Origin of the sequence: Paenibacillus sp. FSL A5-0031 (assembly GCF_001956295.1) — a bacterium.
Classification (GTDB): domain Bacteria; phylum Bacillota; class Bacilli; order Paenibacillales; family Paenibacillaceae; genus Pristimantibacillus.
This window is the reverse complement of record NZ_MRTD01000007.1, coordinates 146,492-169,307: the sequence shown is the minus strand read 5'-3', so window position 1 is coordinate 169,307 and position 22,816 is coordinate 146,492. Positions and strand designations below refer to the sequence as shown.

The following is a 22,816-nucleotide window of genomic DNA, read 5'->3' as shown; positions in this document are numbered from 1 at the left end:
TATCTATTCAAAAAAGGCAGTACCTTTAGGTCCATTCTGACCTAAAAGTACTGCCTTTTATCGTTTAGTTACACTTGCTGTGATGCAGCGGCTTCCGCATGTGCGGAGGAAGCCATATTGCGACGCTGCTTGCGTGAAGTACGGAAAAATAGCAGCTCATAGACACAAGGAACGATAATTAGCGTGAGCAGCGTAGCCGCAACTAGCCCACCAATAACGACGATCGCTAAGCTTTGGGAGACGATGCTGCCCGATTCATGCGAACCGAATACGAGTGGCAGCATCGCGGACACCGTCGCCACCGCAGTCATTACGATTGGACGCATCCGTGTCGTAGCCGCTTCAATCAACGCTTCACGAATCGGCATCGTCAGCTCGTTTTGCTTCACACGATCAATTAATACGATAGCATTCGTGACGACAATTCCGATAAGCATCAGCGCTCCGAACATGGCTGTGAAATCCGGCGTTACGCCTGATACGAGCAAGCCTGTTACTGCGCCGATTGCTGCAAGCGGCAAGGAGATCATAATCGCCAGCGGAGCACGAAGCGTCTTGAACGTCAACACCATGATCAGATAAACAATACCGATGGAGATAAGCGCTGTTAAGCCCAAATCTGCAAAGTCGCTCGATTGGTCAGCCGACGCTCCGCCTACTGCAAGGCTGACGCCATCAGGAAGCTTGAGATCCTTTGTTGCTTTTGATATTTCATCGCCGACGACCGATAGTTCTTTTGGTTCGGCGCTCGCTGTGACACGGATATACGTTTTGCCTTCTTTATGGTAGTACAAGGATGGCTCCTCGGTCCGAACCAACTCCGCTACCTTCGACATCGCTGTTGGACCAGACTCTATCATTACAGTTAATTTTTCTAGTTCTGCCTTTGAATCTGGGTTTAAAACAGGCAGCATAATAACCGGAATTTCACTGCCTTCTTGCTGGATCGATCCTATCGGCAATGGATTAAGCATGCTTTGCAGCTGCATGGCTACCTCTTGGCCTTTGGCTAGGGTAGGATCAACATGGAAGGAATAAACCGACTTTTTCTCCTCTTGATTGCTCTCGACCTTGAGCACACCGTCGATAGGTTTAATCGCTGCGATCAACTGGTCTGCGGTTGTAGAGAGCTGCTCCAAGTTCTCACCAGAGACATCGATGTAAATTTGCGATGATCCGCCGCCCATAATTAGATCGGCCGCATCAACCGTCAAGGTTGCGTCCTTATAATTATCCTTCTGAGTCTTGATATTATCCATCAAGAGCTCTGCGTCAACGCCTTCCTTCAAATCTACCATATACGTAATGAGCGTCGGTGAAGTCACCGAGCCATACTTAGCCGCATCTGCGCTATTGCCAAGCATCATCATGACCCATTCAATATCTGGATTTGCAGTTAGATAGGATTCGAATTTCTTCCCTGCTTCGAGTACTTGATCCGCCGGCGTATCGCTCGGATATTGCAGTGCCACATTTAAATTCCCCGCACTCGAGGAATCAAGCGCTCCTTTTGGCATGAACATATAAGCGCCGATCGATCCTGCAAACAGCAATACCGCAATGATTAACGGCACTAATTTGTGAGCAAGATTCCAACGAATGAAGGAAGCGAATTTTGGAGAACCCGCATGCTCCTTCTCCTTTGTGCCGCGAAGCAATATTGCACTTAAAAGAGGTACAACTGTCAGCGCTACAAGTAGAGAAGCGAGCAATGAGTAAGCGACTGTCAGCGCGAATGGCAGAAGAAATGCTTGCAATGAACCGCGCAGAAGGCCCATTGGCAAAAATACTGCAACTGTAACGAGCGTTGACGAGGTAATGGCCGAAGCCACTTCCTTCGTTGCATCCGTAATTAGCTTAATAGAGAAGGACTCCTTCTGCAGCCTTCTATAAATATTTTCAATAACGACGATACTATCATCGACCAGCCTTCCAACCGCGACGGCTACGCCTCCAAGTGTAATAATGTTAAGTGATACACCAGAGAGCTGGAGCAGATACAGCGTTATGCCGAGCGATAACGGAATCGAAACAATCGTCACGAGCGTTGCTTTAAAGTTGCGCATGAACAATAAAATGACAATGGTTGCGAACAATGCGCCAAGCAAAACCTCTCTCAGCATACTATTAACAGAAGATACGACCGAATCAGATGTGCTCAAAATGATAGATGCATCGATTCCTTCCACATCTGCATTTAAACGATCAATCGTTTCTTTAATTGCTTTGCCTACATTTACAGCATTCGCATCTGCAGATTTAGATATTGTGAACATAATCGCATCTTTGCCGTTCATACGGCTTATGCTTTCTTGGTCTTTGGCAAGCTCAACCGCTGCAACATCCCCAAGCTTCACACCTGCTGCAACAGGAAGCTTGCGCAGTGTTTCCACATCAGATACTTGATCGTACACGTTAATATTGCCATCTGCGCCATCGAGCGTGCGTTCCCCGAGTGAAACCGACGCTCCCCTGCCTTGAAGCACGCCCATTAACGCTTGTACTGGAATTCCTGCCTGAGCAAGCTTCTCCGTATTGGGTACGACATGAACCGATGGCGACGATTTGCCGCTAATGCTAACCTCGCCCGCACCCTCGGTCTTTTTAAGTTCCGCCGTTACTTCTTTCAGCTTTGCGTCTTTTTGCTGCTCAGATAATCCTTCATCAAAGGTCAACGTCACCCATGAGATTGGAATCATTGAAGTATTCAATTGCAAGACGAAAGGCTTCATTACATTTGCCGGAAGCTGTACCTGAGCGACCAATTGCTCGACTTCGGTCTTCGCTTCCTTCATATTCGTCTTCGAATTGAAATTCAAGCTGATTTGAGCATAACCATCACCTGATGTAGAGAACATATCTGTTTTTCCTTTAACGAGCGTTACAGCTTCTTCCAATGGATTTGTGACCATCTGCTCCATCGTCTTCGCGTCATTCCCCGGCCCTATTGCCGTGACCATGACCTGTGGATTATCTGCAGCAGGCAGAAACTCCATCGGAAGCCTCAAATAGCTGATTACCCCCATCACTAAAGCCATTATGACGATCAGTATAATAGCCGCCTTATTTCGGAACGACCATTCCGTCAATTTACTCATTTGTTTCCGACTCCTTCTCCGATTACGGATTTCTTTTTTTTGTCTTTTCTAATCATAGAGGGAAAGAATGATTACCAAAAACGTCCAGAGAAGGTAATTGGTTCTCGGCTTTAGTCTTGATTCATCTACGACCAGAGACTGAGGATGTGGACAGTCTGGAAGAAAAATGAGTAAGTACTCACTATTATTTTAGGCATCCTCTGTATATAATTGGGGGAGTGATTACTCATTTGAGAATGTGGAGTGTGATCGATAATGACTAACAGTCCAGCAATATTAGCTGAAACAACCTTCGCCGTAGAATTGCAAGACATTAACCGTTCATTTGGGGATCGTACCGTTCTTGATGGCATTACACTTTCTATTCCGCGAGGTGAACTATTTGGGTTATTAGGTCCTTCAGGCTCGGGAAAAACAACGTTGATCAAGGTCATGACTGGAATAGACAGGGCAGATACCGGAACCGTCCGCATGCTTGGCGAGCCCATGCCGCAGTTGAAAATGCTGCAAGTCTTTGGATATATGGCTCAATCAGACGCTTTGTATAGTGAGTTGACTGGCATGCAAAACTTAGCGTTTTTTGGGGCCATGTTTGGATTAAAGGGAGCAATTCTGCAAGAAAGGATTCAAACGGTCTCCAAGCTTGTTGCGCTAACCGATCATCTTCAGAAGCAAACGGCTGCTTATTCTGGCGGTATGAAACGCCGGCTTTCGCTTGCTATTGCGCTATTGCATGAGCCTGAGCTTCTCGTACTCGATGAACCAACCGTTGGCATTGATCCTGTTTTACGCCAATCGATCTGGAAAGAGCTATCCGCTCTGAGCAAACAAGGCGTGACCATTATTATAACGACCCATGTCATGGACGAGGCAGAGAAATGTGATCGGTTAGGGCTCATACGAAGCGGTAAACTTACAGCCATCGATACGCCTGAAGCACTTAAGCAGCAAGTAGGCTGCGCCACACTCGAAGAGGCGTTCATTGCGCTTGGTCAAAGCAAAGGAGCTGAACAATGAGAATACGTGCGCTCGCCATACGAATTATTAATCAATTTTTGCGTGATAAACGAACGCTTGCCTTGTTATTTCTCGCTCCCCTGCTCATCTTAACTTTAATGAAATTAGTTTTTGATGGGCAAGCTGTCTCTCCAGCAATCGGAATGGTTAATGTGCCTGCAGCTTTAACAGAAAAGTTTGAGCAGCTTGATGCTAAAATCACACTTTATGATGAAAGTGCTGCTGCTCAAGCTGCTTTACAGGACGGCAAGCTCGACGCGATATTGGAAGCGAGCGGCGGCATGCCTAAACTAACGCTTGAGGGCAGCGATCCCTCCATCAATCGAGCGGTAATATTGCTTATTCAAAGCGTGATGCAACAAGGCTTAGATAAAGCCGCCCCAGCTATTTCTTACTTGCACGGTGGTCCTGACATGGCTCCATTCGACTCCTTTGGGCCTGTCTTAATAGGCTTCTTCTCGTTTTTCTTTGTTTTCTTACTTGCAGGCGTCTCCTTCCTGCGAGAGCGAACGAGCGGTACTTTGGAACGCTTATTAGCTACGCCAATTAGACGAAGCGAAATCGTAGTCGGTTATTTAGCTGGTTTCGGTATTTTCACCCTAATTCAAGCCTGCTTGATCGCCTGGTATTCCGTTCAAGTTCTTGGGATGTACATGGAGGGCAGCATTTTGTATATGCTGGTCATTAATTTATTATTATCATTAACAGCGTTAACACTAGGAACACTGTTGTCTTCTTTTGCAAGCAGTGAATTTCAGATCATACAGTTCATTCCTATTGTCATCGTGCCGCAAGCCTTCTTCTCCGGGTTGTTTAACCTTGATGCCATGAACCCCTGGCTGCAAAAGCTAAGCTACCTAATGCCTCTTTACTATGGCGCAGATGCTATGCAGGGAATAATGATACGCGGAGAGAGCTGGGGTGATTTTCAGGTAAATGTATATGTGTTGGTGGGATTTTCCTTATTGTTTGCAGTATTGAATGTACTGGCACTAAAGAAGCATCGCCGTATGTAGACAATAGAACAACTGGTATAATCAAAGGAATGGGTTAACGCGAAGGAGTGTCTTGCATGTCAGAACCGGTGGATCAATGGCTGCAGAAGCTATTGCAACTAGATAATGAAGAAGAAAAAATGACGGAAAAACAATTGAAAATCGTGCAGGCCGCCTCCGAAATATTTGCCGAGAAGGGCTTTGCCGCCTCTTCTACAAGTGAAATCGCCCAGCGAGCCGGTGTGGCAGAAGGAACGATTTTTCGTCATTATAAAACCAAAAAAGATTTGCTTTTCTCGATTGTAGCGCCTGTTATGGCAAAGTTAATCGCTCCATTTGTACTTCGCGATTTCTATAAGGTTCTCGAGAGCCGTTTTGATACATTTGACCTTATGCTGCGCGCAATTATAGAAAATCGCATTACATTTGTTGAGCGTCATATTCAGGTGTTGAAAATTTTTGTTCAAGAAATTCCCTTTCATCCCGAACTGCTCGATCAATTCCAGAAACTCATCCTCTCAAAAGTGGTACAAAAATTCAGTATTAGTATTACGCAATTTCAGCAGCAAGGCGTAATCGTTAATTGGGCACCCCTTACTGTCATTCGATTAATCGCCTCGTCCTTAATTGGTTATGTCCTTAGTCGTACGTTCATCGGAAAAACAGATGGCATTCACTGGGATGATGATATAGAGAAAGAGGCGACTATTACTTTTATTATAAAAGGGCTTGCCCCTTAAGCTCCAAAAGAAAACAAGCCGGTCGCCCATCGCAAGATGAGGAACCGGCTTGTTTTCATTTTATTTTGCAGCATTAACTTCTTTTTCGGAAATTCCATTTTTATCCATTTGACGAAAACGAAACAATAGCAGCAGAGCAGCTAGACATAGTATGCCGCCGAGCAAGTATGGCAGTCCCATTTCTATCGTGAAGAAAAATGAACCGAGCAGCGGGCCGGCAATACGCCCCAAGCTGTCCATCGAAGAGCTTAGACCGGATGCTACCCCTTTGCCAACAGTCGTTTTCTGAGTGATGAGCGAGGTGACACATGGCCTAATTAAGGCATTGCCGATTCCGAATACAGCAAGTGACAACGTAGCCCACCAAAGGGAATGTGCGCCTAGAAGCATAAAAAACCCAAGTGCCGAGATGACAAGTCCGATCGCAATATATTTCGGCTCCTCGCCTGTCTTAATTCTCCGTCGCACAACTCCGCCTTGTACGAGTGCTCCCACAAAGCCGCAAACAAAAAATAAGATTCCGACCTGAAATGGAGTCACATCAAAACGCCGCATGCCAAAAAACTGCAGGGTCGCTTCCATTCCAGCGAGAGTGAATGTTACAAAAAAGGCTAACACATACAAATATTTAAGCGGTCCTGTAAATGCAGCCCAGCGTGATACACGCTTCTCTGATTGGCTGCTCCGCTGCTCAGGCGTTAGTGATTCCTTAAGCTTTGATGCAGCCAAGATGAACGTTAACAGTGCTAGCGCTGATGCTGCATAAAATGGCGTTTCCAGTGAGATCACGCTTAACAAACCGCCAACGCCAGGTCCGATCGTAAAGCCTAGACCGATGGACATCCCAACGAGTCCCATCCCCTTCGTTCTTTCCTCAGGCGATGTAATATCAGCGACATACGCTACAATAACGGAAGCGACTGCCCCCGAGAACAAGCCACCCAGCACCCTTGAGAGGTACATGAGCGTTAAGTTTCCTGACGATAAACCAAATAACAAAAAACTTGCGGCAAAACCAAGAATCCCTATTAAAATAATTGGCCGTCTGCCGATACGGTCGGACAAGCTTCCCCAAAATGGTGATAAGAAAAAGGAAACAGCAGAATAAACAGCAAGCATCCAACCTGTATGGAGTTCCGCTTTGCTCGGATCTGCGGCTTGAATAATTTCTGGCATAACCGGGATGATAATGCCGAACCCTATAAATGTTGTCATTAAAGTAGCCATTACAATTAGCATTCGTTTATCTTTCATAATACAACCCCTCCACCAACCTATGTTACCATATCCATTTATCACACATGTATGAACAATTGAAGAACAAATTGAAAATGATGCACCTATCTCAAAAATGAAGCTTGCATTCCCCCCTGTATTTGCTATACTCAACTTTGTTTGTAAACTTTAAAGAAAGGCAGGGATGAAAGCGATGGATCACAATTTAACCCCGCTCTTCACCGCGCTTCGTAAGCATGCGGAGCAGGATCCCGTTCAGTTTCATATTCCCGGACATAAAAAGGGATTAGGCAGCGATTCCGAATTTCGCGAATTTATCGGCGATAACGCGTTGTCGATCGATTTAATCAATATAGCACCGCTTGATGACCTGCATCAGCCAACCGGCGTTATTGAGGAAGCGCAGAAGCTAGCTGCTGACGCTTTCGGAGCAGACTATACTTATTTCTCTGTACAAGGAACAAGCGGCGCAATTATGACGATGATTTTGACCGTATGTGCCCCGGGGGACAAAATTATCGTGCCTCGTAATGTTCACAAATCCATTATGGCCGCTATTATTTTTGCAGGTGCCAGACCAGTATTCATCTCGCCAGCCCGTGACAATACGCTAGGTATTGATCATGGCATAACGACCCGCTCCGTCCGTAAAGCGCTTGAGCGCCATCCGGATGCCAAGGCCGTGCTTGTCATCAACCCTACCTATTTCGGTATTTGCGCCAATCTTAAGGAGATCGTTGATCTCGTTCATAGCTTTGATATCCCTGTACTTGTGGATGAAGCACATGGCGTACTCATTCATTTCCATGAGAAGCTGCCAATGTCAGCGATGCAAGCAGGCGCGGATATGGCTGCGACAAGTGTTCATAAGCTCGGCGGTTCTATGACGCAAAGCTCGGTTCTTAATGTGCGCAAAGGAAGAGTTAACCCGCACCGTATTCAAACCGTTATCAGCATGCTTACCACAACGTCGACTTCGTATATTTTGTTAGGCTCGCTTGATACGTCTAGACGCAACCTTGCTTTGAACGGACATGCTATCGCTGAGCGCGCGATTGAGCTTGCTCAAACCGCACGCAAACAAATCAATGAAATCCCAGGTCTATATTGCTTCGGAGAAGAAATTCTCGGCGATGAGGCTACTTATGATTTCGATCCAACTAAAGTTTCCGTTCATGTTCGCCACCTTGGCATCACTGGATATGAAACGGAGAACTGGCTGCGCGACAACTATAATGTGGAAATTGAAATGAGCGATATGTATAACATTCTTTGCTTAGTTACGCCTGGTGATACCTCTGATTCCGTGTCTAAATTGTTAACTGCCCTGCGCGGATTGTCTGAACATTTTCATGAAGGCGCTGAAGCACGTGAATTAGTCGTCAAAATTCCAGATATTCCACAGCTGTCCTTAACGCCTCGTGATGCTTTTTATGGTGAGACAGAAGTTCTTCCGTTCAAAGAGTCAGCTGGCCGAATCATTGCTGAATTCATTTATGTATACCCGCCAGGCATCCCGATTCTGCTGCCAGGCGAAGTCATTACCCAAAAAAATATCGATTATATCGTGGATCATGTCCAAGTCGGATTGCCTGTCAAAGGGCCGGAAGATCGCAGCATCGAATTCGTTAAAGTAATCGTTGAAGAAACAGCCATTTCATAATAAAAAATAAAACCGATCTACAGGAATCTTATAGAAATCCTGAGGTCGGTTTTTTACTAATTATTTTTACGGAATACCACTTATTGTCAACCTATTTCGAGCATGCTATGATGTTGGCAGAGGTGAGATGCGATGAGTCAAAGCGCTTATATCAAATTTGTGCAAGGATCATCCGTGGAGAAACTGACGCTGCAAGAAATTAAGAACGAGCTTATAGGTTACCGGGAACAAACAAGTCTTACCGGCTCGCAATTGGATTGGGACTATGCCGAAGCCGCATTTCCTTATACGATCGAATCGAAGGATGATGATCGTTGGTTTTATTTAAAGGGTATCAATCACCTTTATAAGCACATCATCTTTGGACCAGGCGAAACGGCAAGCGCAGCAGGCCAAAACGTCCCTTGCGTTCAAGTCGTGTTACCAGAGGAAGCTACGCACGGAGACAAATCGAAAGCAAATGAACTATGCAAATATATAGCAAAGCAGTTGAAGGCAGAGCTGACCATGTTTAATGGAAGAACGATTTATTTTAATCCACGCAAATAAGTTAATAAAAAAAAACGATCCGCAAGCGAAACTCGCAGATCGTTTTTTTAGTACTTGATCGTATAAAGCTTAAGAGAACTAGTTCTCTTCGCTTTCCGTACGAGCAATTTCTTCGTAAATCGCTGTTACGCGATCCCATTCCGCATCATCTTCGATGCCTACTAGGAAGGACTCATCGTTTTCTTCTTCAATACGGAAGATAACGCCGTCTGCTTCTGGATCGTTGCGATCCAGCAATACAGCGTAAACTTGGCTTTCGGATTCAAACGTATAAACCATGACCATTTCACGTTCCTGGCCCTCGTCGTCAGTCACGATAAAGACATGCTCTTCATGCTCGTGGTCTTCACCACAGCCGCAATCATCGCCATGCTGATGTTCGCTCATGTTATTACCCCATTTCAATAATGTTTACAGACTATCGTATATTAACATGACACTCTATCAACGGTCAAACGAAGACGCCCCTATGAAGAAAAGGAGCGCCTTAGGTAGACCATTTGATTACTACAAAGAAGAAATTAGTTTTTCTGAAACAACAGTCCACTCATCTGAGCCCTTAAGCTTAAGGTAAAAACGAATCGGATATTTCCCGCTAGATTCGAATTTATATGAGATATCTTCTGTAGCGAACCAGAAATTATCTTTTGATGTTTTGACACTTTCCGTTTGAATCACTTTCTCTTTACCATTCGGATCGAAAATGGAAACCTTGACGGCTACAATATCCGTCATCAAATTATCGATTTGGGCAAACACTTTAAACTTCGCTTGATAGCCTTTTGCTACGTTTCCGAATACCGCATTATTTTGGAACAGAAACATATGCACGTTAGGCTTATAAACGGTCGCTTTTTTCGTTTGATTGTCCCATTCCACAATGGCCTGCATAGATGTGGCTAATTGACGAAGCGGCAAATAAGTTTTGCCATCGGTCATTATTCCACCGTCATCCTGATCATCTCCGTTAATGAGAACGCGAACCTTCTGTATAGCCGAGTCTGCGAACATCATCGATCCACCCCAAAGAGATAGCAGCAGAAGCAGAATAACGATTTTTCTGATTTTCATAGTTGTAAGCCCTCCATCCGATAGCCTGGATGAAAGGTTATACTCGTCAACCCGCGCAAAGTTGCGCGATTTATGAAACATTTTTAATCCCATACTACAACTTAACCATTATTGTCAAATGCTGTTGAAACCTGCGCTTGCCTGGGAAATATAAAAGTGGAAATAATAATTACCCATACGTTCTTGTTAAAATGCAAGGAACACCTTTGCCTACTGTGCCAGGGTTTTTCATTCTTGCAAGGTATGCCATCCCTCTTGTACACGGTGTTTTACATACTGCACAGGTATCCGAAAGTACAAGTTTATAATTATACTGTTTCCGATCGCTTGCCGGCTGTTTCTTCTTTACAACTTTGCCTTTTCCTTTGCTCATCACTTGTTCGCCTCCACTGTACGTATCGCTTTAGCATTGTATGTAGACAGGGGCGAATGTGCATCTTTATTTGTCAGATATATTTTAAATTTGGTACATTAAACAATATAGAAAGCTGAGGAGGTGTGATTCATGAAAATAAAAATGATTGGGACAGGCAGTGCCTTTGCCAAAAAATACGATAATAATAACGCTATTATTGAGGTGAATGGCTTCCGATTGCTCGTAGACTGCGGAATCACTTTACCGAAGGCTTTACATCAACAAGGAATTGCCTTCTCTGACCTGGATGCTGTTCTCATTAGTCACATTCATGGAGACCATGTAGGTGGATTAGAAGAATACGCTTTTCAAATGATGTTTAAATATAATCGAAAACCTGTCCTATACATAGCAGAGTCGTTAGTTGAACCGCTCTGGGAGCAAACGCTTCGCGGAGGTTTAACGCAGGATCCTTTAACCAAGCTTGAGGATTTTTTCGAGGTCCATCCGATTCAGCCAAATAACGAATTTGAGATTCATCCTGGTTTGACTGTTAAGCTGTTGCAAACGAAGCATATTCCTAATAAGCCAAGCTATTCCTTTATTTTTAACAACAGCTTCTTCTACTCTGCCGACATGCGATTTGATCCAGAGCTGCTTCAGCAATTAGTTGATGAAGGCGTAACGACTATTTACCATGATTGCCAACTTGAAGCGCCAGCTGTTGTTCACGCAAGCCTGGAGGAGCTTCTAAGCCTTCCTGAATCTATTCAAAGTAAAATATGGCTTATGCATTACGGGGACACCATAGAGCAATATGAAGGTCTAACCGGCCATATGCGAATCGTTAGGCAGCATGAAAGCTATGAGATCAACTAAATACAAAAAAGGCGCCGACATCTAAGAAATGCGGCGCCTTTTTATTAATGTTGTTAACATTTCATTTAGAACATTGGAAGCTGATCCAAATTGTTTGTTGGATCTCCATCTGCGTCGCCTCGAATATAGATGTCGCCATCTTTTCCTTTAAAGGCATTTACCCCTGCAATATGACCTGCTTGTACCTCTTGAAGTGCCGTTGCATAGTCAAGCACTCGGCCGCTATTCGTTTTGAATGCGGTAAGATCACCGTCTCCATCCTTTTGTACGGCAACAATTTGCTCCCTAGTATCTTGTCCGCCAACCTCGTGACTCATCTTTGTTAGCCCCTCTCAACTTATAAGAATGTACAGCCAATTTATATCATGCCTTGCGTGTGCAATAATTATGCACCATCACCTTACAAAAAAAATCCAGCGCTATCGCATGAGGAGCGAACGCTGGATTTTTGTTTTTATTTTCTTTTGATCGCGTCAGCTGGAAGTTTCCTTCTCCAAACAAACTGCTCGTCATGCGACAAGGAATCATGTATTGCGAAATTTGCTACAGAACCAATAACAATGCCGATAATTCCAAACATCCCCAATAGCCAAATGGCTAAATAGGCATACTCTGCTGCCAACAGCAACCGCCTCCTGCGCGCTTTCTATCATCGTATGCTGTTAATCGTGCCTTTAGTATTGTTTAAATTAAATCCACAATTAGGTCGCATGAAATAGCTTTAAGCAGCATATCAGAGCAGTTCCAGCGAGCAACGATTTATTGTAAAGAAGTTGATCGTTTTTGCCGATAATGGTATAAGGAGGTGTATTATGGATATAGCAGCAGCATCAATTGCGATGAATCAGAACAGCTTAGCACTTGCAGCGAGCATCCGAGTCATGTCTTTAGCTAAGGAACAAGCTACGCAGCAAGCGCAGGATATGGTTCAAATGATGAAACAAGCACAACCTCATTTAGGCCAAAGCATCGATATACAAGTTTAAACTGAACCCTGAACCCCCAAAGGCATGAATCGCTACTGGGGGTTTTCCATCTTGAAACTGTTTCAAATGAAACGGATATGTTTAGTTAATCTAATACGAAGGCCTACTTCTTTGAGATTGTTCAGAAAACTAACATTATCCTAATCTCATTGTTAAAAAATTCTAACAACCTTCGTTTATCCTTAATTTAACAAATGAAAAGTTGGAGGGATTATGATGAACATCTGCTTTTATCAACAAAGAATTGAAGAATTACGAGCTGAAATGGTCGAGATATTTGGCGCGTGCAATAATTTTACAGATCAAGCTGTTCTCAAAATTAGCCAAGAACTGGATTATCTCTTAAATCAATATTCCGGATGTTTAGCCAATCATTCAAATTAGCCCTTTCGTATGAAGAGGTTTTCTTATATGGCATGAACGAATATGAAATTACGTTTTGGAGGTTTGATTGTGGAGATAAAATAAAAGGGACCCTTGCTATGCAAGGGTTCTGAACGTGCACCTACCTTATCAAGATTTTGCAGCATTCTCCTCTTCACCTCATAAGGCTCACGATCCTAACTGCCACGACGCTATTCGACCTCCCTGTTTTGATTTTCCCGCCTGCTTCCTCTAATTAACTACTTTACCTTGCCATGTTCGGCGCAGCTCTCTCTTAAAAGAATGGAACAATCAACTGCCGCGATTAAAGTTAGTGTTTTCAGGATAAAAAAACACCCATAATAATGGGTGCTTGTTTCTACTATTTTAAAACGATTTGAGCTTTTTCCCCATCATCTTCAAGCTTAATTACAAGACTTTCATTGGAACTAGCAACCGAGTCTGGAACTTCGATTACAACAAAACCTTTTTTGCTCGCTAATGGTTTAATACTATTTTGACTCAAGTCTCCATCGATCATAGTTACTGTGTAATCATATTCATACTCGCCTTTAAAGATAGCTTTCATTCGAATACCATTTATCATTGCAGTAAAATCATTTGCCTCTTTGCCATTATTGGTAACATTATAATTTAATACAATAAATTTATTGCCTTCATCAGCGCTTGAGGAAAACATATCACTACTCACTTTTTGATTAAACTCAAATGATTCAAGGGTAATTTCCCAAGTGCCTAATTTGAATTTATCACCTGGCTTGAAGGATGCTTCTTTCGGCTCCTCCGTAGGCGGAGTTTCCGTTTCTTTGGGTGTTTCAGTAGCCTCAGTCTCCTTGCCATCCACCGTGCTTGCTTGATTGTTATTCGAAGATTTGGCTGCATTATTGGTTTCTGATCCCCCGCATGCTGATAAAACTAGCAATAGGAGTACGAGTAATGTAAAGATTTGAACTTTTTTCATCAATTTTTCCCCTTTCAACAATTTTCTACATATTACCACAGATTCTAAGGGTTGTCTTAGAAAAATTTGTCATACAACGTCAATTCTTTTTCAAATAATTGATACTTATAATAGATTGCTAAAAAATACTTTTAATATTAGCTCTATTTAATATCTATGAGATGGTAGTACATGAAGTTTCTCATTTGCTATATCAAGCACCTTTTTACTGCCTGAGTGTTTTGAACTAATCATTTCGAAATGGTATAGTAAGTCTATAGCTCCCAGGTTGATTTTTCAGTGAATTGTCAATTACAGAGAAAGCGAATTCTTAGCATAGAGACACGGCAGCACCTGCCTTTTTCGTCGAATATTTCAAAAGGAGGATAACAGCCCATGCAGGTTGAAAACTGTATACCATCTGGCATTCAACCCAAAGACACTGGCTTCGGCTACACATTGTCTGTTATTGGCGGCAAATATAAAATGACCATATTGTACTGGCTCTCCGAAAACAAGGTCATGCGGTTCAATGAGCTGCAACGGAGAATCGGCACTATATCCTTTAAAACATTAAGCGTGATGTTAAAAGAGTTGGAGACAGACGGCATTGTCAGCCGCGAGGAATTCCCACAAATCCCTCCCAAAGTTGAGTATTCCTTGACCGAGTTGGGGCAAACGATAATTCCGGTACTGGATATCATGTGCCAATGGGGAGAAAAAAACGGTATACCAGCCGCGCAGGCGGCAACAATTCCGCTTTCGATATAAACACTCAAGAAGAAAAGCAGCATTTCCATGGATGGAAATGCTGCTTTTCTTTTCACCACTAATTAAAGACGATCAATAAAATCAACATAACCCTGCGCGCTAATATCTAATTTCCTTAAGTAATCTGGATCTCCTTCGGTCTCGTATTCTGCGCCATAGAAGGCATAGAAGGAACGATAATCGGCGCCGCAATATAAAAATGTCGTGTCAAAGGGAGATAGGAGTTGGTCAAGTCCGTAACGGAGTTTCCCTTCCTCGGTAAAGTCTTTTTCCCTTCCACCAGCGGTTACAGCTAGAGCGGTTTTTCGATTTCTTAATTTATCGCCCTTTGACCCGTATGCCCACCCGTAAGTCAGCACCTCATCAAGCCATTGTTTAAGCAGCGGTGGAGAACTGAACCAGTAAACAGGGAACTGCAAAACTAAATGGCTATGCGCTTCAATCAACTGTTGTTCCTTTTCCACGTCGATTTTTCCATCGGGATAGGCTCTGTGCAAATCGTGAACCGTATATTTGTCGGGATATTTACGAAGCTCATCCGCCCAGCGTTTATTGACGATGGATGCTTCCATGTTTGGATGTGTAATAATAACGAGTGTTTTCAATGTATTGCCCTCCTTGAGCGGTATTTGTTTCTGAACTTGAGTATAGATTGCATCGCCGCATTGCGGAAGTATGCACTTTTAGTTCACCTACTTACCATAAAGTAAGTATTGTAGCGATCATTAAACAAAAAAAGCCTTGATTATCAAGGCTTCCGAAGTTTAAGTTATGGTGATCTAAATGGGTTCGAACCTGAGACCCCTACCCTGTTCTTATTCCAAGTTAAAACTCCTAATCCTTTAAAATGGGCATCCTGCCTTTATAGCCGCAAACAGGACAAGTTACGATTCGCTCGTTAAATACTCCCGTCTTTAGTGCCGATGCAAAGCCTACTTTTGATAATTTAAAACGACTGCGACACAAAGGACAAGCAAAATGTGTCGTTTTGGTCATCCTATTGGTGTAGATGTAGATGAATAGAAAGACCAAAGCCAGCGGGAGTATAACTTGTATGAGAATATATATTGGATTTTGTTGATTCATTGGAATCACCTCTCATCAAAGAAGTCTGATTCAGCTTAACAAGAATAAGCAGAAATCCGATGTTTGGTATTCGTGTCGGTCAGCCTCTTATTTGGAGTTCTTGAATATCAAATTCGTATCACAGTCAAAACCACGTGATGATGATTGAGTTATTCGAGAAAGTAAAAACCCGCAATCCCATGTATCATAAGGGTTTGCGGGTTTTTTGTTTGTATGATCTGAACAGGGTTCGAACCTGTGACCCCTACCCTGTCAAGATAGTGCTCTCCCAGCTGAGCTACCAGATCATGTTAGCGACAATTAATAATATATCAGCTGCAAGACGCCAAGTCAACATATTTCTTTACAGATTTTTCTGACTCTCCACTCTTATCAAGATGTCTCCACAAAAGTGGAATCGGTCATAATGATTGTATAATAATTGCAACAATTTGTCTTTTAACGACGTCAAGTAAGTGCTGCAGCAAATAAAAGAAGAGGTGACCGTATGAAAAGACGATTGATACTGACAATGACACTGGTTGCAATGATGCTCTTCACTCTTGGACAATCCGTATGGGCATTCAAGGACGTTAAAAATGACGTAAACGAGCATAAAATTAACGAGCTTAAGAAGATGGGCATAATAAGCGGAGATAAACATGACAAGTTTAATCCTAAAGGCAAGCTCACTTATGCCGAAGGCGTTTCTTTGATCGTTAAAGGGCTAGATATTAATATCAACCATATCCGCTTCATTAAAGAACCTAAAGCAAGCGACTATTTTACAAACATAAAAGATAACGCTTGGTATTCGCAAGCTTTTATCATCGCGAGTATTAATGGTCTAGAAATTCCAAAATCGGTCAAAGCTAACGACATCATGACCCGCGAGCAATTTGCTCATCATTTGTTTAAAGCTATGATGACGAAAGGCGATTACGCCTTTATTGAAATTTTCATGCAGTTGGAAGATGCGGCTGATGTGAACAAAACCTACATGGACAGCATTCAAAAGCTGCTCATAAGCAAAATCGTCACATTGGATAGTGCGAACAAGTTTTATCCTAAAAAAGCTATTTTCCGCGGTGAAGCAGCAGGCTGGCTATATGACGCCATTACATTTGTAAAGGAGACGGCTCCGATTCCAACTAAGCCTGAGCAACCGAGCCTCGACCTGAAGCTTTCCATTGAGGCGGTAAACCCGCAAATCAATAAAGTAACCGTAAGCACACAAGTAGGACATCCCGGTTATGGTTTCCGTATTACCTCTATTGCTTTCGAAGGTGATCAAGCTTTCATCAATGTAGAATTGGTCATGCCTGATCCTGATAAAATGTATCCTCAAGTTATTACAGATGTATCCGCCTCCACTTATATTGATGCTAAGCTAAAGCCAGTACTCACCCAATCCTCGCAATCTATGGGATCGAGTGAATCGTCAACAGGCAAAGCGATCATCATCAATTAAAACAAGAAAGACTTCTCTACCTGTCTTATAACCATCAGACAGTTGAGAAGTCTTTTTTTTATTTGCTTTCAAGCTCATTCAGCATCGGAATCGACCAGTCAATCGGCTCGCTTCCAATCGATTCTAGGAAACGATTTGTCCTGGAGAATGGTTTGCTTCCAAAAAAACCTTTGCGCGCTGCAAATGGGCTTGGATGCGGTGAAATAATTAAATGATGCTTGTCCCCATTAATATGCTTCGCTTTCGCTTCTGCATTCTTGCCCCAAAGTATAAATACCACTGGCTTATCCCTATCGTTTAGAGCAGCAATAATTTGATCGGTAAATTGCTCCCACCCTATCCCTTGATGGGAATTAGGATTGCCGTCCTCTACCGTAAGCACTGTATTTAGAAGCAGCACTCCTTGCTTAGCCCATGAAAGCAAGCTTCCATGGTCAGGCACAGTGGCCCCTACATCCGACTCCAGCTCTTTGTAAATGTTTTTAAGTGAAGGAGGTACCTTTAATCCTGGCTGCACGGAGAAGCTAAGCCCATGCGCCTGCTTTGGTCCATGATAGGGGTCTTGTCCTAAAATGACCACTTTCGTCTGCTCATAGGATGTATGATGAAGTGCATTGTATATATTTTCTGCTTCCGGATAAACCGTGGTCGTTTTATATTTTTCTGCCAATATGGCAAAAAGCTCTTGCATATAAGGCGCTTCAAGCTCACTCTGCAATTTCTGCGCCCAATCATTTGCTAACGTATTCATAATCATTAATATCCCCTTCAAACGCAATCGTTTTTGAATAAGCAGCCTTTATTAGCTCTGCTTATCGAACCAATTATAAAAAACTTGATTAATATATTGTCCAGTAAGCAAATATGGAACCGTCTCTTCTTCTACAAACGACTCTTTTCCTTGAATACTAAAATAAAGCCATAAAGCGATTCCTTCGGAAAATGAATCAGGCTTGTAATCAGCTTCATTTAATAGGCCTGAAATGACAGACATACAGTCCTCTATCGCCGCTTCCCCTTCAGAATGATACGTTTTAAGCTTTATTTTCAAATAGGAATAGACATAAGGAAACTCCTTATTTCCGCCCAGAGAAGAGCTGTAGAGCGCTGTAGAGATCGCAGCTGCCATTATGCCGGTTTTCCACTGCTCCGCTTTTTCTGTGAGTGATACATCATCCTTAAACCGATGTAGAAGATCATTGTAAAGCGTGTCCTTTAAAGAGAATATCTCCGCATAGAGCCGACGTGCGCTTAGCTTAAGTGAAGTCTCCTCGTTCTTGTGCTGCATCAATCATCCACCTACTTCCCTTATCGCTCATGTATTTCAATACAACTCTTAGTTTACTTCATTCAAAATAGAGAAAGCAAAAAAGTTCCCTCATTAAATATCGTGGCAAATGCCAAAAGTTTAATAAAAAAAGCCCGCTGCATAATATCGCAACGAGCTCATAATACCGCTTAATCAGAATGCACCACTTCTGTTCCTGCTATAAAATCATGAATCGCTCTTTTGTCCTCGCGCAAACCGACCATAAAGGCGCTGACGATCACAGCAATACCTAATGTTAATCCATAAACGAGTCCACCGACAACATTACGCAATAACATGGTGCCTATTCCTGGAGGTGAGCCATCCAGCTTTCTAATCTGTACGCCGCATATCCTTTTCCCAATGGTATAGCCGCTCCAAAATACAGGAACCAGTAACGAGTATAGGAATGAGACCGCATCTGTAAAATAATCTCTACCTTCATTTCCTCCTGTAAATATTAATGAAATAATGGCTAATGGAATGCCAATAATAATGCCATCCAGCAACGAAGCTCCTAATCGAATCCAAAAACCTGCGTTCATGCCGAGTCCCCTCCATTATTACATCATTAATGTTACTCCCTTATTCAGACACATTCCTATTAAAACTTACGCTTATCAGCTCCGATGTATACCTTAATCCATTCGCCAATCCTTAAAGTAAAAAATATTTCGAAGCTATCCCATTTGAAGTCTAACCCATCTCTTTTTTGACGATGATTAAAATAATAAAAGAAGGAATACAATCTGGAGGATAGATTTTGTGGATATTACAACAGAATTACTAATAAAAAGAGCATATGCCAATCCCCGTTTAAGACAAAACATTGTGAACAAGAGTATGATTTGTTTGTATTGTGATTACTCCGGTTTCGTTGCGCAAAATAATTATGGAGCAGCTTGTTGCTTTGTCTTCAATAGAACGATACGCATTACTGCCAAAAAAATTCTGATGGAACATATTGAAGGTTCCAATTACGGTGAATTGCTTGCTGTTCATTACAGTCTTGAAATACTTGCAAGTGCGCTGACGGAGTATGAGCCGAAATTCGCTATTATCTATACTGATTGCAGTCAAATCGCAAACATTTTATCAAAAGATTATTTTTCTCATTCACATTATAAAGAAGCTAGAGATGAAATATTGGCAGTTCTACATCATTTAAATAATATGTATCCCAACGTTCACATACAAATAAAATACATAAGCAAGCACAAGAAAAACAATACACTCCATAGGTTAGCCCATAATGCTGCGAGACGAGCTGCTATTAATTAAAATATTATTGCTGCTTGCCTCTAATTTGCTTAACACTATTAGATATTTACATGATCAATTAATTCACTAGCAATTTAGTAAAAAGCAATAAAAAAACCTCCTTTGCTCAGAACTGACAAGTCAGATTCTAGAAAAGAGGTTCTTTTATCGTGCGTACATCTTATGTACTTCGTGAAAATCATTGACTCGTCAATGTCTTCGAGGTATGCCGAGGACGGGAATCGAACCCGTACGATGGTCACCCATCGCAGGATTTTAAGTCCTGTGCGTCTGCCAGTTCCGCCACCCCGGCATGTTGTAAAGGTTTTGCTTATGGTGGGCCCTGAGGGACTCGAACCCCCGACCAATCGGTTATGAGCCGACCGCTCTAACCAACTGAGCTAAGGGCCCTCGAAAAACGTATATTTCAACGTATTCATCGAAAGGTTGGTTGCGGGGGCAGGATTTGAACCTGCGGCCTTCGGGTTATGAGCCCGACGAGCTACCGGGCTGCTCCACCCCGCGACGTATATCCATTTGAGCAAAGCCAGTTGAATTGGCGACATAAAATAATATACTATATAGGTGTGTTTTAAGTCAAGCAAAATATTCTAATTTATTTTCTTTTTATTTTTTATGGTATAAACCTCACGCCGTATCGCCCTTTTCGGGATCGAAATACCTCTACCTCATGCGGAGTTTCATAGCCGTACATCCAACCGTCATTCTCCATTCTCCTAACCAAACAACCCGCTTGAAATTTGGTTTCATATAGGCGAACCCAATATACCCATCTCATGTCATCCCTCCGCTATCTTATTGGAGTAGCTGATGCTTATCACTCCAATAAAGGCTGTATACATTAGAATACCCCAAAATTGGGATCATACATGCAAATGGGGTATACTCAAAATAGGTCATTTCGAAGGAGCTGAAGACCATGTTATATGGAATTGTTGTTTTCCCCGAAAAGCATGTACAGGACTTCGCTAATAGCTGGCGAAGACGCCATGATCCGCATTACACAGCTGTACCTGCTCATTTGACAGTACGATACGCAGAAGATTGGTCAGACGATGAATTGCAGCTTGCAGTCGCTCATTTAGAGCAAACAACATCTAAGCTACCTGCTTTCTCTATCCATTTGAACCGTGTATCTACTTTTTTTCCTGTAAGTCATGTGCTCTATTTAGCGCTTGAAGACACCGTTTCCATGCAGAAGCTCCAGGAGAGCGTATGCAGCGGTCCGCTGGCCATTGTCGAGCCCAAATATGTTTACACGCCACATGTCACGATAGGGCAAGAAATCTCAGCTGATGAGCTGCATGATTTATTCGGAAATCTGCGCATGCAGTCCATTGATCTTACTTCGAGAATTGATCGCATACATCTGATGTATCAGACCGAGAACGGCTCTTGGACCGCTTACCAGTCCTTTCTATTACGAGGTTAGACAAATATTAAGGAAAAAGCCCGCAAACGACGCAGAGGTCGATTACGGGCTTCTTTTTTATTTCAAATTATCTTGGCATCGGCATAATTTCGACTCCGCCGCCGTTGCCTTCTCCAGTTGGATTGTTTTTAATTTTTTCCAAAACCGCATTTCCGCGTGTTTCCCACTCAGCTAGCGCTTCACGAGCAGATTTTTTCTTCTCGATTACGGCCTGGAACAATTCATAGCCAGGTTGTTGAGCTTCCCATACGCCTGGTTTCTCACGGAAGATTTTGTCATTATCTACAGCTGGCATTGGTTTAAGTGAAGTAAATGCGTCAATATTGTATTGCAAACCGCCGATTGGCGTCAAAAATTCCTTACGTGCAACCATTTCATATAGACTTCTCGATTTCAGCTTAGCCCATTCCTTGCTGTTGGAGAACTTGATGAAATCCCAAGCGTCTTTATCGTTTTGAGCTTTGTTGTTAATACCCATCAACTGGCTCAATGAAATACTGCTGCCCACTTCTGGATCGCTTGGCGAAACGGGAACTGTCACAACGTCCCAATCAACAGCTTCAAAATCTTTAATTTTCGAAGCGTTGTCCGAAGCTCTCTTAAGCTCATTAATATAACCATAATCACCGATCGTCATCGCAATTTTGCCTTTGATGAACAAATCACCATAGAATGGGTCATTGCCGCCTTCAGCGTTTTGCTTCTCATACATTTTATTCATAAATTCTTGTGTAGGAATCACTTCTTCTTGATACAGCGATGCAACAGTGCTCCATACATTTTCCCACTGATCGCTATTGACGAGCATTTTCTCGCCTTTGTCATCCCACATTTTTAGCTGCAATGCTTGGCTATAAGACTGCGCATTGCTAAAGCCGTCATTGGACCAGCGATTGAAGGAGAATCCAAATTTACGGTCCACGCCTTCACCTTTAGCCACTTGACGTGCCAGGTTAAGAACTTCAGTCCACTCCATTTTGTTAGTTGGAGGAGTTACACCAGCATCAGTAAACATTTTTTTGTTGTAGTAAAGTGCAGAAGAGTTGAACGTTGGCGTCAATGCATACAATCCGCCGTCACCAGCAGCTTTTATGCCTTCAACAACAGTTGGAACATAATCCGACAAGTCGAATTTATCTTGTGCTACTAGCGGATCCAGCGGTTGCAGCAAGTTGTCTTGTGTCATCCGACGAAGCATATTGTAATCCAGAACAACAACATCGACTGGATTTGATCCAGTTAGCATTTCTTTCATTTTTTCATACGGATCTGGCTGCTTTGTTGGCTTTGCAGGATCTTGCTGTTCAAAGCGTTGATCATCATAGTTGATTGCGCCTACGATTTGAAACTCAATGTTAGGATGAGACATTTCATACATATCCGTGTATTGCTGACGGAAATACGGCTCATTATCCGCACCGCCATAAAGCACGCCAATACGTAAAACCCGTTTTTCTGTTGAGCTGTCTGAGCCGCTGCTGCACGCTGCAAGCAGGCCAATAAGCAAGGTAAGTGTTAACGATACTAAAGTAAATTTGCGAATTCGCTTGCCTGACAATCTTTTATTATTCATT

Annotated in this window: 26 protein-coding genes and 4 tRNA genes; 12 read left to right on the top strand and 18 right to left on the bottom strand. The window is 42.8% G+C overall.

What is annotated here, in order from left to right:
- Window positions 1-68 precede the first annotated feature (68 nt).
- Window positions 69-3,098, bottom strand: a complete 3,030-nt coding sequence (locus BK120_RS14445; protein ID WP_076268214.1) for an efflux RND transporter permease subunit — start codon at window positions 3,096-3,098, stop codon at window positions 69-71.
- A gap of 255 nt (window positions 3,099-3,353) precedes the next feature.
- Between BK120_RS14445 and BK120_RS14440 the strand changes: the two genes are divergently transcribed.
- Genes BK120_RS14440 through BK120_RS14430 form a run of 3 tightly spaced genes read left to right on the top strand, consistent with a single transcriptional unit; the run spans window position 3,354 to window position 5,850 of the window.
- Window positions 3,354-4,115: an ABC transporter ATP-binding protein gene (locus tag BK120_RS14440; RefSeq protein ID WP_076268213.1), complete on the top strand. Its 762-nt coding sequence runs from the start codon at window positions 3,354-3,356 to the stop codon at window positions 4,113-4,115.
- Window positions 4,112-5,131 (top strand): ABC transporter permease, encoded by a 1,020-nt coding sequence (locus BK120_RS14435; protein ID WP_076268212.1) that lies wholly within the window; start codon window positions 4,112-4,114, stop codon window positions 5,129-5,131. The genes BK120_RS14440 and BK120_RS14435 overlap by 4 nt, the downstream gene beginning before the upstream one ends.
- A 56-nt stretch (window positions 5,132-5,187) precedes the next feature.
- The gene (locus BK120_RS14430; RefSeq protein WP_076268211.1) at window positions 5,188-5,850 is read left to right on the top strand and encodes a TetR/AcrR family transcriptional regulator; all 663 of its coding nucleotides are present in this window, start codon (window positions 5,188-5,190) and stop codon (window positions 5,848-5,850) included.
- Window positions 5,851-5,910: 60 nt separating this feature from the next.
- On the opposite strand, the gene BK120_RS14425 is transcribed toward BK120_RS14430, so the two are convergent.
- The gene (locus BK120_RS14425; protein ID WP_076268210.1) at window positions 5,911-7,104 is read right to left on the bottom strand and encodes an MFS transporter; all 1,194 of its coding nucleotides are present in this window, start codon (window positions 7,102-7,104) and stop codon (window positions 5,911-5,913) included.
- A gap of 175 nt (window positions 7,105-7,279) precedes the next feature.
- Between BK120_RS14425 and BK120_RS14420 the strand changes: the two genes are divergently transcribed.
- On the top strand, window positions 7,280-8,749 hold the full coding sequence (locus BK120_RS14420; protein WP_076268209.1) for an aminotransferase class I/II-fold pyridoxal phosphate-dependent enzyme: 1,470 nt from the start codon (window positions 7,280-7,282) through the stop codon (window positions 8,747-8,749).
- A gap of 132 nt (window positions 8,750-8,881) precedes the next feature.
- Complete coding sequence (locus BK120_RS14415) at window positions 8,882-9,298, top strand: DUF1885 family protein (protein WP_076268208.1); 417 nt, start codon at window positions 8,882-8,884, stop codon at window positions 9,296-9,298.
- 78 nt (window positions 9,299-9,376) lie between these two features.
- Here the strand turns inward: BK120_RS14415 and BK120_RS14410 are convergent, their stop codons facing one another.
- The 3 genes from BK120_RS14410 to BK120_RS14400 all read right to left on the bottom strand — a co-directional run bounded on the left by BK120_RS14410 (window position 9,377) and on the right by BK120_RS14400 (window position 10,742).
- Complete coding sequence (locus BK120_RS14410; RefSeq protein ID WP_076268207.1) at window positions 9,377-9,685, bottom strand: DUF1292 domain-containing protein; 309 nt, start codon at window positions 9,683-9,685, stop codon at window positions 9,377-9,379.
- Between the two features lie 120 nt (window positions 9,686-9,805).
- Complete coding sequence (locus BK120_RS14405; protein WP_076268206.1) at window positions 9,806-10,369, bottom strand: stalk domain-containing protein; 564 nt, start codon at window positions 10,367-10,369, stop codon at window positions 9,806-9,808.
- Between the two features lie 169 nt (window positions 10,370-10,538).
- Window positions 10,539-10,742 (bottom strand): hypothetical protein, encoded by a 204-nt coding sequence (locus BK120_RS14400; RefSeq protein ID WP_076268205.1) that lies wholly within the window; start codon window positions 10,740-10,742, stop codon window positions 10,539-10,541.
- A gap of 132 nt (window positions 10,743-10,874) precedes the next feature.
- On the opposite strand from BK120_RS14400, the gene BK120_RS14395 reads away from it, so the two are divergent.
- Window positions 10,875-11,603 (top strand): MBL fold metallo-hydrolase, encoded by a 729-nt coding sequence (locus BK120_RS14395; RefSeq protein WP_076268204.1) that lies wholly within the window; start codon window positions 10,875-10,877, stop codon window positions 11,601-11,603.
- 65 nt (window positions 11,604-11,668) lie between these two features.
- Here the strand turns inward: BK120_RS14395 and BK120_RS14390 are convergent, their stop codons facing one another.
- Together BK120_RS14390 and BK120_RS35275 are read right to left on the bottom strand one after the other, a co-directional pair.
- Window positions 11,669-11,920 (bottom strand): DUF3892 domain-containing protein, encoded by a 252-nt coding sequence (locus BK120_RS14390; protein ID WP_076268203.1) that lies wholly within the window; start codon window positions 11,918-11,920, stop codon window positions 11,669-11,671.
- A gap of 137 nt (window positions 11,921-12,057) precedes the next feature.
- Window positions 12,058-12,225: a hypothetical protein gene (locus BK120_RS35275; RefSeq protein WP_179089803.1), complete on the bottom strand. Its 168-nt coding sequence runs from the start codon at window positions 12,223-12,225 to the stop codon at window positions 12,058-12,060.
- 190 nt (window positions 12,226-12,415) lie between these two features.
- Here BK120_RS35275 and BK120_RS14385 point away from each other — a divergent pair, with 190 nt between their 5' ends.
- Window positions 12,416-12,589, top strand: a complete 174-nt coding sequence (locus BK120_RS14385; RefSeq protein WP_076268202.1) for a YjfB family protein — start codon at window positions 12,416-12,418, stop codon at window positions 12,587-12,589.
- Window positions 12,590-12,802: 213 nt separating this feature from the next.
- A complete protein-coding gene (locus BK120_RS34580) occupies window positions 12,803-12,973 on the top strand; it encodes an aspartyl-phosphate phosphatase Spo0E family protein (protein ID WP_083681967.1) in 171 nt (56 codons plus the stop codon).
- 361 nt (window positions 12,974-13,334) lie between these two features.
- On the opposite strand, the gene BK120_RS14375 is transcribed toward BK120_RS34580, so the two are convergent.
- Window positions 13,335-13,934 carry a DUF4352 domain-containing protein gene (locus tag BK120_RS14375; RefSeq protein WP_076268201.1) on the bottom strand — a complete coding sequence of 200 codons (600 nt, stop codon included), beginning with the start codon at window positions 13,932-13,934 and terminating at the stop codon, window positions 13,335-13,337.
- Between the two features lie 375 nt (window positions 13,935-14,309).
- Here BK120_RS14375 and BK120_RS14370 point away from each other — a divergent pair, with 375 nt between their 5' ends.
- The gene (locus tag BK120_RS14370) at window positions 14,310-14,684 is read left to right on the top strand and encodes a winged helix-turn-helix transcriptional regulator (RefSeq protein ID WP_076268200.1); all 375 of its coding nucleotides are present in this window, start codon (window positions 14,310-14,312) and stop codon (window positions 14,682-14,684) included.
- A 62-nt stretch (window positions 14,685-14,746) separates the two neighbouring features.
- Here BK120_RS14370 and BK120_RS14365 read toward each other — a convergent pair whose 3' ends face one another.
- Together BK120_RS14365 and BK120_RS14360 are read right to left on the bottom strand one after the other, a co-directional pair.
- Window positions 14,747-15,289 (bottom strand): NAD(P)H-dependent oxidoreductase, encoded by a 543-nt coding sequence (locus BK120_RS14365; protein ID WP_076268199.1) that lies wholly within the window; start codon window positions 15,287-15,289, stop codon window positions 14,747-14,749.
- Between the two features lie 695 nt (window positions 15,290-15,984).
- Window positions 15,985-16,057 (bottom strand) — tRNA-Val (locus BK120_RS14360).
- Between the two features lie 200 nt (window positions 16,058-16,257).
- On the opposite strand from BK120_RS14360, the gene BK120_RS14355 reads away from it, so the two are divergent.
- Window positions 16,258-17,220, top strand: coding sequence for an S-layer homology domain-containing protein (locus BK120_RS14355; RefSeq protein ID WP_076268198.1), 963 nt, complete (start codon window positions 16,258-16,260; stop codon window positions 17,218-17,220).
- Between the two features lie 58 nt (window positions 17,221-17,278).
- On the opposite strand, the gene BK120_RS14350 is transcribed toward BK120_RS14355, so the two are convergent.
- The 3 genes from BK120_RS14350 to BK120_RS14340 form a co-directional block, all read right to left on the bottom strand.
- Complete coding sequence (locus BK120_RS14350; RefSeq protein ID WP_076268355.1) at window positions 17,279-17,971, bottom strand: uracil-DNA glycosylase; 693 nt, start codon at window positions 17,969-17,971, stop codon at window positions 17,279-17,281.
- A gap of 51 nt (window positions 17,972-18,022) precedes the next feature.
- Window positions 18,023-18,508, bottom strand: a complete 486-nt coding sequence (locus BK120_RS14345) for a hypothetical protein (protein ID WP_076268197.1) — start codon at window positions 18,506-18,508, stop codon at window positions 18,023-18,025.
- A 170-nt stretch (window positions 18,509-18,678) separates the two neighbouring features.
- Window positions 18,679-19,074: an RDD family protein gene (locus tag BK120_RS14340; RefSeq protein ID WP_076268196.1), complete on the bottom strand. Its 396-nt coding sequence runs from the start codon at window positions 19,072-19,074 to the stop codon at window positions 18,679-18,681.
- 220 nt (window positions 19,075-19,294) lie between these two features.
- On the opposite strand from BK120_RS14340, the gene BK120_RS14335 reads away from it, so the two are divergent.
- Window positions 19,295-19,810, top strand: coding sequence for an RNase H family protein (locus BK120_RS14335; protein ID WP_076268195.1), 516 nt, complete (start codon window positions 19,295-19,297; stop codon window positions 19,808-19,810).
- 206 nt (window positions 19,811-20,016) lie between these two features.
- On the opposite strand, the gene BK120_RS14330 is transcribed toward BK120_RS14335, so the two are convergent.
- The 4 genes from BK120_RS14330 to BK120_RS35270 all read right to left on the bottom strand — a co-directional run bounded on the left by BK120_RS14330 (window position 20,017) and on the right by BK120_RS35270 (window position 20,588).
- Window positions 20,017-20,102: transfer RNA gene (locus tag BK120_RS14330), tRNA-Leu, on the bottom strand.
- Window positions 20,103-20,123: 21 nt separating this feature from the next.
- Window positions 20,124-20,200 (bottom strand) — tRNA-Ile (locus BK120_RS14325).
- Between the two features lie 37 nt (window positions 20,201-20,237).
- Window positions 20,238-20,314: transfer RNA gene (locus BK120_RS14320), tRNA-Met, on the bottom strand.
- A 109-nt stretch (window positions 20,315-20,423) separates the two neighbouring features.
- Complete coding sequence (locus BK120_RS35270) at window positions 20,424-20,588, bottom strand: hypothetical protein (protein ID WP_162839330.1); 165 nt, start codon at window positions 20,586-20,588, stop codon at window positions 20,424-20,426.
- Between the two features lie 141 nt (window positions 20,589-20,729).
- On the opposite strand from BK120_RS35270, the gene BK120_RS14315 reads away from it, so the two are divergent.
- Window positions 20,730-21,242 carry a 2'-5' RNA ligase family protein gene (locus BK120_RS14315; protein WP_076268194.1) on the top strand — a complete coding sequence of 171 codons (513 nt, stop codon included), beginning with the start codon at window positions 20,730-20,732 and terminating at the stop codon, window positions 21,240-21,242.
- 67 nt (window positions 21,243-21,309) lie between these two features.
- Here the strand turns inward: BK120_RS14315 and BK120_RS14310 are convergent, their stop codons facing one another.
- The gene (locus BK120_RS14310; RefSeq protein WP_076268193.1) at window positions 21,310-22,815 is read right to left on the bottom strand and encodes an ABC transporter substrate-binding protein; all 1,506 of its coding nucleotides are present in this window, start codon (window positions 22,813-22,815) and stop codon (window positions 21,310-21,312) included.
- Window position 22,816 lies beyond the last annotated feature (1 nt).